General features: G+C 63.6%; 8 protein-coding genes and 1 pseudogene. 5 read left to right on the forward strand and 4 right to left on the reverse strand.

Annotation, left to right across the window (positions count from 1 at the left end; genetic code table 11):
• Positions 1 to 2 precede the first annotated feature (2 nt).
• The 4 genes from EJ071_RS21315 to EJ071_RS21330 form a co-directional block, all read right to left on the reverse strand.
• Positions 3 to 1,520 carry a glycosyltransferase family 39 protein gene (locus EJ071_RS21315; RefSeq protein ID WP_126099647.1) on the reverse strand — a complete coding sequence of 506 codons (1,518 nt, stop codon included), beginning with the start codon at positions 1,518 to 1,520 and terminating at the stop codon, positions 3 to 5.
• 85 nt (positions 1,521 to 1,605) lie between these two features.
• Positions 1,606 to 4,176 (reverse strand): FAD-dependent oxidoreductase, encoded by a 2,571-nt coding sequence (locus tag EJ071_RS21320; RefSeq protein WP_126099648.1) that lies wholly within the window; start codon positions 4,174 to 4,176, stop codon positions 1,606 to 1,608.
• Complete coding sequence (locus EJ071_RS21325; protein WP_126099649.1) at positions 4,173 to 4,658, reverse strand: DUF559 domain-containing protein; 486 nt, start codon at positions 4,656 to 4,658, stop codon at positions 4,173 to 4,175. The genes EJ071_RS21320 and EJ071_RS21325 overlap by 4 nt, the downstream gene beginning before the upstream one ends.
• A 139-nt stretch (positions 4,659 to 4,797) precedes the next feature.
• Positions 4,798 to 6,375, reverse strand: coding sequence for a trimethylamine methyltransferase family protein (locus EJ071_RS21330; RefSeq protein ID WP_126099650.1), 1,578 nt, complete (start codon positions 6,373 to 6,375; stop codon positions 4,798 to 4,800).
• Positions 6,376 to 6,579: 204 nt separating this feature from the next.
• Here EJ071_RS21330 and EJ071_RS21335 point away from each other — a divergent pair, with 204 nt between their 5' ends.
• The 5 genes and pseudogenes from EJ071_RS21335 to EJ071_RS21355 all read left to right on the forward strand — a co-directional run bounded on the left by EJ071_RS21335 (position 6,580) and on the right by EJ071_RS21355 (position 12,455).
• Positions 6,580 to 8,511 carry a phospholipase D-like domain-containing protein gene (locus tag EJ071_RS21335; RefSeq protein ID WP_126099651.1) on the forward strand — a complete coding sequence of 644 codons (1,932 nt, stop codon included), beginning with the start codon at positions 6,580 to 6,582 and terminating at the stop codon, positions 8,509 to 8,511.
• Positions 8,512 to 8,550: 39 nt separating this feature from the next.
• Positions 8,551 to 8,831 (forward strand): annotated as a pseudogene (locus EJ071_RS21340) (MFS transporter); the annotation flags it as partial.
• A 93-nt stretch (positions 8,832 to 8,924) separates the two neighbouring features.
• Positions 8,925 to 10,085, forward strand: coding sequence for an MFS transporter (locus EJ071_RS21345; RefSeq protein ID WP_126102659.1), 1,161 nt, complete (start codon positions 8,925 to 8,927; stop codon positions 10,083 to 10,085).
• An 88-nt stretch (positions 10,086 to 10,173) separates the two neighbouring features.
• Entirely contained in the window at positions 10,174 to 12,282 is a 2,109-nt protein-coding gene (locus EJ071_RS21350; RefSeq protein WP_126099652.1) for a prolyl oligopeptidase family protein, read from the forward strand.
• A 50-nt stretch (positions 12,283 to 12,332) separates the two neighbouring features.
• A complete protein-coding gene (locus EJ071_RS21355; RefSeq protein ID WP_126088701.1) occupies positions 12,333 to 12,455 on the forward strand; it encodes a capsid protein in 123 nt (40 codons plus the stop codon).
• Positions 12,456 to 12,463: the final 8 nt, after the last annotated feature.

Genomic DNA, 12,463 nt, shown 5'->3' on the forward strand with positions numbered 1-12,463 from the left:
CTCTATTGCGCCTTGATCCTGCGAAGTCTGGTGATCGTGACCTGGCGGGTCGCCGGTGCGCTGCCAAGCAGTTGAGGCACCGCGATGCGCCGATGGACGGTGTCCATCACATAGCCGGCCTCGGCGATCCTGTCGAAAATGACAGAAGCCGGTTCTTCGTCATCCGCCAGGACAAGCACCGCAGGCTCGCGAATCGACTTGGCGAAATCGGGTATCTCGTCGTCAAGCACGGTGAGATCGGGATCGACCAGGCGAAGATTGCCGATCCAGAACCAGTTTGAAACCACTGTACCGACGGGCCCGTCGGCGGTCAGCTGACGATGGAGCGAAGCGTAGTCGATCCGCACGATGCCGCCGCGGTTGTCGCCGCCATGGACGTGCATGTACCAGCTTACCGGCAGCACCAGGATGGCGATCACGGCGCCGACGAAGACGATCGTGGCTTGCGTCTTCCTGCCCCTTTCTCCCATCATGTCCAGGCGCATGGCAAGGGCAGCCGGCAGCAGCACAAACATAGGCAGCATCCAGCGATCGCGAAACTGTGTGACGCCGCCGGCGATCACCACCGCCAACGTGATCACCACGGCAAAGCCAATCGCGCGCCAGAGCAGCTTTTCGGGCCATGGTCCAGGTCCGGATGGTGGTGCGGGTTTCTTGCGTGCCAGGAAAAACGCGACGGCAAAGACCGCCACCGGAAGCCCGGCAAAATTGAGTATCGCATTGCCGAGGCCGAGAATGCCGCGAGACAAGGTCTTCGCAGCGCCGCCACCCTCGGCGACGCCCAAGCCCCCGCTGTGGGCCAACAGGTCTCCCAGATGCGTGAGGCTCCAGTAGAATGTCGGCAGGCACACAAGGATCGCCACGACCACGCTGATCAGGAAACGACGGTCGAAGATCGCCTCCCGCGTTTCGCGAAAGGACAGAGCCGCAAAGAACAGCGCGGCAATGAAGATGACGATGTTGTATTTCGACAGCATCGCCGCGGCGGTCGCCAGGCCGAGCAGCACATAGGCGACTGCGGATCGCCGTTTCTGTACCTCGACCAACGCCAGGAGCAGCAGCGCCGAAAAACAAAAAACCGCGACCGAGTGGGTGAGTGCGTGCTGCATCTCCCACACGATCTGCGGAAAGAGCAGCAGGCCGAATATTGAGGCGGCGGCCGCGCGGTTCGAGTAGCCCAGGCGGCGCACCGCGGCGAAGCATGCGATCAACCCACCGGCCAGCAGGACGTATTTGACGATCTTGAGCGCGAGGATGTTGGTTCCGACCAGCGAAGCCGTGAGAATGCCGAGCCAGGTGTATAGAGGCGGCTGTGAGCTGCCATAGCCGGCCGCGAGGAACCGCATCGCCATCAATTGTTCGGCGTCGTCGACGCCGACACCCGTGCCGACGAAGTGGGACGAGAGCGTCATCACCACGATCTGGACAAGGCAGTATGCGAGGGCGAGTGCGATCGCGGCGCTGAGAGGGCCGACCCGTTCGTCGCAGAGCCAGTCGGTCCATTTCTCTAGCAACTGCAAGGAAGTCGTCTTCTCATCTAATGCGTTGGTGGCCGGTTGCTAATATAGCCGGCCACCCACGAGATCCGAAAGAGGTGCAGGTTCCTTATGTGCGCATCTTCTCGCCGCTCGGGTCGAAGGGTGGCTCGACATTGATGCGGGCCGGGCGGCGGTGGCCGAGGATCTCGATCTCGAACAGGCCGGCGCTTTCGTCCTCGGCAAGGGCCGCGGGCACATAGCCCTGCGCCATCGACTTCTGCACATAATGCGCGTAGCCGCCCGAGGTCACCCAGCCGACGACGCGCCACTCGCCATCGACGATGCCGCGCACGGCGGAGGCGCCTTCGGCGGCCTTGGAGCCGCGGACTTCCTTGCCCGTCTCATCGAAGCGCGGCGCGCCATAGCCATGCGGCTTTTCCACCGTACCGTAATCCTTGCTGACCTTGGCCCAGATCGGCTCGTCGCCCATCACGTCGGCGTCGGCCGCGTCGACGATGAAGGAGACGCGGCGCAGCTTCGGCCCCTCGGCCTGTTCCTTCGCCGACGCCTCACGGCCGATGAAGTCGTTCTTCTCGAGCTTGATGAAGCGGTCCATCGAGCCTTCGAAGGGGCCGTAGATCGGACGAAGTTCGCGGAACCAGGTCGGGAAGTTCTTTTCCAGGCGCATCGACAGCAGCGCGCGCATGCCGAAATCGACGAGGCCGAACTCTTCGCCCGCGTCCTTGATCGCCTTGTAGACCAGGCGCTGGTAGGCGGGCGCCATCCAGATCTCGTAACCGAGGTCGCCGGTATAGGTGATGCGGTTGACCATGCAGGGCGCGCCGCCGACCGCCATCTCGCGGAAGTCCATGAAGCGGAAGGCCTTGGTCGAGACGTCGACATCGACCAGCTTCTGCAACAGATCGCGGGATTTCGGCCCGGCGATGGACAGGCCGACCAGCGTCTGGTCGAAACGGTGAATGCGCACCGAACCATCCTTCGGCAGGTGCTTCTCGAACCAGCGCATGTGATATTTCTGTGCCGCCGACGAGCCCCAGATCATGAAGCGGTCCTCGCCGGTCTTGGCGATGGTGAAGTCGCCGATCAGCTTGCCGAATTCGTTGACCATCGGGGTCAGCACGATGCGGCCGATCTTCGGCATGCGGTTGGTCATCAGCCGGTTGAGGAAGTCCTCCGCTCCGGGACCCGAGACTTCGTATTTGGCGAAGTTGGCGATCTCGGTGACGCCGACCTTCTCGCGCGTGGCACGCACTTCCTCGCCGATCGGGCCGAAATCGTTGGAGCGATGGAACGAGACGATGTCCTTCGGCTCGGTGCCCTTCGGCGCGAACCAGAGCGGTGTTTCCAGGCCCCACGAGTCGCCCATGACCGCGTTGTTGGCGAGCATGGTGTCGTAGAGCGGCGTCGTCTGCGCCGGACGCGCGGCCGGCAGTTCCTCGTTCGGGAAGCGGATCGAGAAGCGCCGCGAATAATTCTCGCGCACCTTGGCGTTGGTGTAGCGCAGGCTCGCCCATTCGCCGAAGCGCGCCACGTCCATGCCCCAGACGTCAAAGCCCGGATCGCCATGCACCATCCAGTTGGACAAAGCGAGGCCGACGCCGCCGCCCTGGCTGAATCCGGCCATAACGGCGCAGGCGCACCAGAAATTGGTCAGGCCCTGGACGGGGCCGACCAACGGATTGCCGTCGAGCGCGAAGGTGAAGGGGCCGTTGATGATCTGCTTGATGCCGGCCTTCTCGATGCCGGGGAAATGCTTGAAGCCGATTTCCAGCGACGGCGCGATGCGGTCGATGTCGGGCTGCAACAGCTCGTGGCCGAAATCCCAGGGCGTGTTGACCGGCGACCACGGCTTGCAGGCCTTCTCATAGGTGCCGAGCAGGATGCCGTTGCGCTCCTGGCGGGTGTAGATCTCGCCCTTGAAGTCGAGCACGCCGATCATCTCGCGGCCGGTCGACTTGTTGAATTCCTCGACCTCCGGCATCGGCTCGGTGAGCAGGTACATATGCTCCATCGCCAGCACCGGCAGCTCGACGCCGACCATGCGGCCGATCTCGCGCGCCCACAGGCCGCCGCAGTTGACGACATGCTCGGCATGAACCGTGCCCTGTTCGGTGACGACGTTCCAGGTGCCGTCGGCTTCTTGCGTCAGCTCGACGACGCGGTTGCGCAGCACGATCTCGGCGCCGAGTTTTCGCGCCGCCTTGGCATAGGCATGGGTGGTGCCGGAGGGATCGAGATGGCCTTCGACCGGATCCCACATGGCGCCGACGAAATTCTTCTCGTCCATCAGCGGGAACATCGCCTTCGCCTCGGAAGGCGTGATCAGCTCGGTGTCCATGCCGAGATAGCGGCCCTTGGCGTGGGCCAGCCGCAGGAAGTCCATGCGCTCGGGCGTGTCGGCCATCATCACGCCGCCGGTCAGATGCAGCGAGCAGGACTGGCCGGAAAGCTCCTCGATCTCCTTGTAGAGCTGGACAGTGTAGGCCTGCAGCTTGGCGACGTTCGGGTCGCCGTTCAGCGTATGGAAGCCGCCCGCCGCATGCCAGGACGAGCCGGAGGTCAGCTCCGAACGCTCGATCAGCATGATGTCGGTCCAGCCGGCCTTGGCGAGGTGGTAGAGCACCGAGCAGCCGACGACACCGCCGCCGATGACAACCGCTTTTACGTGGGATTTCATGAAGATAGATCCGTTTTTGAAGAGACTGAATCGAGTGAGCGGGGCGAAAAAACAAAGCGGAGATCGGATACAGCGATGTTTTCGGCCAACCTGCCATCAAGCGCGGCAAGGATGGTTTCACAGACGGAAGTGCAGTGCTTCAGGACATCATGGTTCCAGACACGCAAGATCGAATAGCCTTGGGTGTGCATGAAGTCGTCGCGGCGGCGGTCATATGAACTGTCGACGTGTTGGTGCCCATCGACCTCAACGACAAGCCAACGCTCGCGGCAAGCGAAATCCGCGAAATAGGGGCCGATGGAAAACTGGCGCGTGAAGCGGTAGCCACCGAGCTTGCGTGACTTCAGCTCAAGCCAAAGCAATGCTTCCGCCTGATTGCCGGCTTGCCTGAGGTTTCTTGCTCGCTGGGTCGTGCCCTGTTTGCGGCGACTACGCGTTTCACGGAGGGCTTCCCCCACTCCGTCGCCGCTTCGCGGCGCCACCTCTCCCCCCTCCGGAGGGAGAGGAAGGGCGCCAGCTGGAATCGCCTCGCGCCTTTCCTCTCCCCCGTCGAACGGGGGAGAGGTGTCGAGCGAAGCTCGACGGAGTGGGGGTCGACTGTTCATCAGGTCAAAACAATGATCAGAAATCTGTCGGCGCGCCGCCTTCGGCGCGGCGCTTCTCGACGAAGTCGTTGAGCTCCTCGCGGATCGCCGGATCCATGTAGGGCTCTTCGTAGGCGGCAAGGCGTTCCTTCCACACCTTGTTGGTCCGCTCCAGCGCCGTCGGCGAGCCCGCCTCGGTCCAGGTCTCGAAATTGCGCCAGTCGGAGACGATCGGCGAGTAGAAGGCGGTCTTGTAGCGCTCCTGCGTATGCTGGGTGCCGAAGAAATGGCCGCCCGGGCCGACCGACTGGATGGCGTCGAAGCCGAGCGCATCCTGCGAGAGATCGAGCGGGGTGAGGAACTCGGTCACCATCTGCAAGAGATCGATGTCGAGAATGGTCTTTTCGTAGGAGCAGCGCAGGCCGCCTTCCAGCCAGCCGGCCCCGTGCATCATCAGATTGCCGCCGCCCTGGATGGCGCCCCACAGCGAGAACACGCTTTCATAGGCCGCCTGCGCGTCGACCGTGTTGGCGGCGCAGGTGTTGGAGGTGCGGTAGGGGATGTTGTAGCGCCGGGCGAGCTGGCCGCCGACGAGCTGCGCCTTCATATATTCGGGCGTGCCGAAGGCCGGCGCGCCGGATTTCATGTCGACATTGGAGGTGAAGCCGCCATAGCCGACCGGCGCGCCCTTCTTCACCATCTGCGCGAAGGCGATGCCGGAAAGCGCCTCGGCATTCTGCTGCACCAGCGCGCCGGCGATGGTGACCGGCGCCATGGCGCCGGAGAGCGTGAACGGCGTCACGATCACCGCCTGGCCCATGCTCGCCATCTGGATGATGCCTTCCATCATCGGCACGTCGAGCTTGAGCGGCGAATTGGTGTTGATGATGGTGAAGACCGACGGCTCCTGCATCAGCTGCTCGCGGCTGACGCCCCGTGCAATGCGGGCGATCTCGATGCCGTCGACATTGCGCTCCTTGCCGAGCGAATAGATGTGGAAGACCTTGTCGGTCAGCATGGCGAGGTCGCGGATGCATTCGAGATGCCGGACCGATGGATGGATGTCGATCGGCTCGACCGGATAGCCGCCAGTGCACTGCAGGATGTTGTGCATCTGCGTCAGGCGCAGGAAGTTGCGGTAGTCGGCCTGGTTGCCGGGCCGCCGGCCACCATCGAGGTCAGAGCAATTGGGCGCCGAAGCCATCATGGCCAAGATGACGTTGTTGCCGCCGAAGCGCAGATTGTGCGCCGGATTGCGGGCATGGAGCGTGAATTCCGGCGGGCAGTTGGAAACGAGATCGAGGATCAGGTCGCTGTCGAAGCGCACGCGCTCGCTGCCTTCGCTCACGTCAGCGCCATGCGCCTTCATGATGCGGCGGGCTTCCTCATGCAGCACGTCGACGCCGATCTCCTTGAGCACGCGCAGCGAAGCGAGATGGATCGATTCCAGCTCGTCGTCGGACACAAATTTCGTCGGCGCCAGCGGATTCTTGAGCTGCCGGAACGGCGGCTGCTCGAACGCCGCCGATCCGCCGGCGCGCTTTCCCGCACGGCCGCCGCGGCGGGCGCGATCTGTTGCCAATGCCGGTTCGGCGGGATGAAGGGCGGCAGTCATGAGAAGCCTCGTGAGGATGCGAAAGTGGCCGGCATAATGGACCGGCGGCAATCTCGCCGGTGAGGAGGCGGCGACCACTAGGGCGAGGGAAGCGACATGACGGAACGGCAGCCGGGTGCCGTCAGCACTGCAATGTGAGGGCCGTTACAGTTCTGTCTTTTACTTCTACTACACTTGTGCGTTGTGCATCCGAAGGGGGTAACGATGCCTGATGTCATCAAGGTGCGTGCGGCGACCAACAACGAGGTCGCGTTCCTGGCATGGGATATTGATGGGATAATCCCGGGCTGCCTTGGCTTCGAGATCGTCCGTATTTATCCGGATACCGGCGAGGAGCGTTGCCTGGCATCATGGGTGCCGTTCAAGGGACAGCGCAACCCAAGATGGATTCCCCAGGACACCGGCGTGTGGCCTGTGCAGAAGACCTTCTGGCGCGATCTTACGCTGCGCCGGCGCCGCGATAGCCTCGACCTAAGGCCGGAGGGTGAGAGGATCGCCTATCGAGTGCGGCCGGTCGGCGACATGAAACCGGGCCTCGATCCGGTGCCGGTGCGCCCAGACCAGGTCGTCGACGGCAAACCTGCATATGAAGGCGCACCGCGGCCGCTCGGCTATCTTGGGCAGGGCGCCACGAGCCCACCGATCTTTCTCGGGCAAATGTTCGGCAAGGCCCGTGTCGCCTTCACCAATGGCGTGCTGTCGACGCAATGGATGTCGCATGCGCTGGCGGAAGCTGGCATCAAGGTCGGGCAGCGCGACAAGATCAGGGCGGAATTGCAGAACCCGGCGAGCAAGATACGGGCCTATCTTCATGGCGACGTGCCGGATGTGCTGACCAGCCTGATGAAACGGGCCAAGGCCGAAGGCGGCACCGTCAGGCTTGCGCTTTATGAACTGGGCGACGACGAATTGTGCAAGGCGATCACCGACGCCAAGGATTTCGTCGAGGTCATTCTTTCCAATTCAGCCAAGGACCGTCCTTTCGATGCGCCCGAAGACGACAATTCCGAAGTCTGGGACGCCGGCAATGCCCCGTTCAGAAAGCGGCTGCGTGACGCAGGCGTGCCGCTCACCGACCGGTTGTTCAACAACAACCATATCGGCCACAACAAATTCGCCGTTTACCGCGACGCCCAAGGCAAGCCGCAAGCCGTCATGACCGGCAGTACCAACTGGACGTCGACCGGTATTTGCGGACAATCCAACAACGCTTTTGTCCGCGACGATCCGGCTATGGCGGAGGTGTTCAACGCCTATTGGGAGCGTATGAAGGCCGACGCCTTTCCGCCGCCGGTCAATGAAGGCGCGCCCGGTCATGTCGCGCAGACGCAAGGCGCGCCGTTTCGTACGGAAAACCACATACCGAACCCATTGAATGGCGCGACGGCACCGTTGAATGGGCTTACCGTGTGGTTCTCGCCGAATGATCCCAAGCGCAACAAGAAGGACATTTCTGTCCTGCCCGTCGACCTCGGCGATGTTTTCGCCCGCATCAAGGCCGCGAAGGATGCGGTGCTGTTTCTGGTCTTCAATCCCTCGGTGCTCGGCGACAATTCGATCATCGACCACGCGGTCGCGGCAGCCAAGGCCAATCCGAAGCTAATCGTGCAGGGCGCCATCAGCGATGAAAGCGCCATGCCCAACTACGTCGCGCCGACAAAGGATCCGGTCACCCACAAGTCGAACAAGGACGGCAAGGCACCTTTCGTCTATCCGGAAAAGGTCTGGGAGTTGCCGAACGTCTCGATCATGCGGGCGGCGAACCTGACCGCCGCCTCGATCGCCAGAGATTTCCAGGCGGAGGTACTCACTATCGGCCACGCCATTGTGCACGACAAGATTGTCATCATCGACCCGATGGCAGACAACGCCACCGTGATCACCGGCAGCCACAACCTCGGCTACAAGGCTTCCTACGAGAACGATGAGAACCTGGTGATCGTGGAGGGCGATAAGACGTTTGCGGCGGCGTATGCGGTGCACATGCTCGACGTATTCGATCACTACAAATTCCGCGCCTGGCGCCGGACGATCGGAAAAGGCCCGTCGGACGACGACGGAATAGCGATCGATGACAAGTGGCTTAAACCCTATGTCGACGGCAAGAAGGGGGCGATCGCCCGGTATTTTCCATAAGGCGTGGTTGAGACGACGACGCGCAGACCTGTTGCCGCGACGCCGTTCGTCTGGCCGGTGCTCGTGGTCATGGGCGCGGTTACGGCGTCTACACCATGGCGCTGATCGAGCTCGGCAGCCGCTTTAAGGGCACGGCTTTGGTCGCCGGCAACGCCGCTTTCGCCTTGATGTGGGGCGTCGGCGGCGTCGTCGGCCCACCTGGCGCCGGCGCGCTGATGCAGGCGATCGGACCGGTCGGGCTGCCGGCGGTGATCGCCGGGCTCGACGCGCTGCTTGTGGGTTTCGCATCCTACCGCTCCTTGCAGCGCCGGCGCTCCTGACAGGTATTGGCTGGAGCATGCGCCTTCGCGAGCCGTGGGCCTTACGGCAATCGCCGACAACGGCTAAGGCTCCGAGCGATTGGAGCAGGGATGATGGCTCTGGCGAAATCAGAGACCGGCGAGAGGATGCAATGGGCGGCGATCACCGGCGTGATCGCGACGGTGTCGGTGTTCGCCATCGCGCAGGGGCTCTCCTATCCGCTGCTCAGCTTCATCCTGCAGCGACAGGGCGTGTCGCCGGCCGTGATCGGCCTGTCGGCGGCGATGACGCCGGTCGGCTTCATCCTGTCCTCGCCGCTGATCCCGGGGCTGGCGCGCCGGTTCGGGGCAGGGCGCACCGCGCTCACTTGCGCCGTGCTGTCGGCGCTGGTGCTGGCGCTGATCGGCTGGACGCAAGACGTCTATTTCTGGTTTCCGCTGCGCTTCCTGATCGGCGTGGTGACCAATCCACTTTATGTGCTCAGCGAAATCTGGGTGATCGCGCTGGCGCCGCCATCGCGGCGCGGGCGCGTCATGGGCATCTATTCGACCATCATCTCGGCGGGTTTCGCGGCCGGGCCGCTCTGCCTGCTTGCCGTCGGCACCGAGGGCTGGCCGCCCTTCCTGGTTGGTATCCTTGCCTTCCTCTTCTGCGGCGCCTGCCTGGCGGTCGTGGTCAAACGCCTGCCCAAGGTTGATCAGGCCGGCGAGAACGTTTCAGTGCTGGGCTTCATGCCGCTCGCCTGGCTGCTTCTGTCGGCGGTCGTCGTCGCAGCCGGTTTCGAGCAGTCGGTGCTGGCGCTGCTTCCCGTCTACGGCACGCATTACGGCATTCCCGAGGCACGCATGTCGGCGCTGCTGTCGGTGATGATTGCCGGCAACATCGCCATGCAGGTGCCGCTCGGCCTGCTCGCCGAAAGGCTGACGGCCCGCCTGGTGCGGTTCGGCTGCGTTTCGGTGACGATCCTCGGCTGCGTGCTGTTGCCGATGCTGATCGAGACGCCGCTGATCTGGCCTTGCGTCTTCATATGGGGCGCGGTGTCCTACGGCATCTACACGACGTCGATCATCGAGCTCGGCGAGCGTTTTGCGGGCTCGCCGCTGGTCGCCGGCAACGCCGCCTTCTCGCTGATGTGGGGTGTCGGCGGCATCGTCGTGCCGCCGCTCGCCGGTGGCGTGATGGACGTGATTGGCGCGGCGGGCCTTCCGGTGACGCTCGGCGCGATCTGCGCGGCATTGGCCGTAACGACCGTCTTTCGCAGGCGAGTGGTGTAGGCTGAGAAGCCGTCGAGCCTGCTCTTGAATGTTCGCTTGACGAACGCGATGTAGGCAGGACCTGCCAGACGAGATCCCGGAGACCTGCATGACCAGCCCGATGACGAAAACCCAGCCCGAATTGGCGGCCGAGGATCCCTTCCTCTGGCTGGAGGACCGCAACGGCAAGGAAGCGCTCGACTGGGTTCATCGCCAGAATGCGGTGACGGTCGCCGAATTGCAGGGCGACCCTTCCTATCAGGGCGCGTTCGAAACCGCGCTCGACCTGATGACCGCCGAGGACAATATCCCGGTCGGTGCGGCGCTCGCCGGCCATGTCTATAATTTCTGGCAGGACAAGACCAATGCGCTCGGCCTGTGGCGGCGCACAACGGTCGCTTCCTACAAGACCGACAAGCCCGAATGGGAGACGATCATCGATTTCGACCAGCTCTCGGCCAAGGAGGGCGTGAAATGGGTGTTCGGTGGCGCCAGCCGGCTCTATCCCGATTTCGACCTCTGCCTGCTCTCCATGTCGCCGGATGGCGGCGACGCCAGCGAGATGCGCGAGTTCGACATCGCGACGAAATCCTTCGTTGAAGACGGTTTTCGCGCTCCCGCCTCGAAGTCGGGTTTTTCCTGGCTGGACAAGGACACGGTGATCGTCTCGGCCGCGTTCGAGGAGGGCGACAAGACCCAGTCCGGCTACCCGCGCGTGATCAAGCTCTGGCGGCGCGGCACGAAGCTGGAAGACGCTACGCCGATCTTCGAAGGCGAGAAGCATCACCTTGCGGTCGGCGGCGGTGTCGAGTTCGATGGCGACAAGCGGCATGTGCTGCTTGGCAGGACCATCGACTTCTTCACCTCGCACAGCTTCCTGCGGCTGGCATCGGGCGAGAACCGGCGCGTTCCGCTGCCCGACGACGCCACCGACACGGCGGTCTTCAAGGGACAGCTCGTTTTCGGCGTGCGCAGTCCGTGGACGGCGCCCGACGGCACACCCTGCCTGCCCGACGGGCTCTACTCCGTGGATTTCGACCGCTGGATCGAAAATGGCACGTTCGGACCTTTGGAAACTCTATTGGAGCCGGCCCATCGCGTTTCGATCGCTGGGCTCGCCAGGACGCAGGACCGGCTGTTTATCAACCTGATGGACAATGTGCGCGGCAAGGTCGTCGTTTGCGATCGCACCGACAAGGGCTGGTCGCTGAAGCCGGTCGGCCTGCCCGGCAACGGCAATGTCGGCATCAGCCATGCCGAGCATTTCGGCGCAAGCGTCTCATTCTCCTTCACCGATTTCCTGACGCCGAGCTCGATCATCTGGTCGGACGACGATGGCGAGATGCTTCAAACGGTGAAATCGCAGCCGGCGCGCTTCGATGCCTCGCCTTACATTTCGGAGCAGTTCGAGGCGCGCTCGAGGGACGGTACGATGATCCCGTATTTCGTGGTGCGGCGCCGGGACCAGACGGGGCCGGCGCCGGCGCTGCTTTACGGCTACGGCGGCTTCGAAGTGCCGCTCTTGCCCGGCTATGCCGGCATCCGCGGCAGGCTCTGGCTGGACAAGGGCAACGCCTATGTGCAGGCCAATATCCGCGGCGGCGGTGAGTTCGGTCCGGCCTGGCATCAGGCGGCGCTAAAGGGCAAGCGCCAGAAGGCTTTCGACGATTTCGCCGCGGTGGCGGAGGATGTGGTCAGGCGCGGCATCACGACGGCGGCGCAACTCGGCATACAAGGCGGCTCGAATGGCGGCTTGCTCACCGGTGTGTCGTTGACACAGCGGCCGGACCTTTTCGGAGCCGTCATCATCGACGTGCCGCTGCTCGACATGCTGCGCTACACCGAATTGCCGCCCGGCGCCTCGTGGATTGCCGAATATGGCGACCCGTCGAAGCCGGAGGAGGCGGCTTGGCTCGGCGTCTATTCGCCCTATCAGCATGTCGCGGCGGATGCCGTCTATCCGCCCGTGCTCCTGATGACCTCGACCGCCGACGACCGCGTCCATCCCGGCCATGCGCGCAAGATGGCGGCGCGGCTGCAGGCCGCCGGTCACGGCAGGACGATGTTCTTCGAGGAAACCGAAGGAGGACATGGCGGACGCGGCGACCGCCGCCCGCAGGCGGTGCAAACGGCGATGCGCTATGTCTTTCTGCAGCGGGCGCTGAGCACCGAACCGAAAAGTGGAAGCCGGTTTTCGGAAAATCCGGTGCTCGACTGAAAACCCGGTACAGCTTGAATTCGTGGCCATGGGCGGCTTAATGTGCTGCCATGGTTCGCATCAGCACATCAGGCGCCTTCGGGGTCGCGGTGACGCCGTCACCGCGCACGCTGCGTGCCGAGCTTTTGCGGCTGTGCGCCCGCATCGGCTATTCGCCGCCCGCCTTCCTCTGACGAATCCG

This window comes from Mesorhizobium sp. M1B.F.Ca.ET.045.04.1.1 (assembly GCF_003952465.1).
Classification (GTDB): Bacteria; Pseudomonadota; Alphaproteobacteria; order Rhizobiales; family Rhizobiaceae; genus Mesorhizobium; species Mesorhizobium shonense.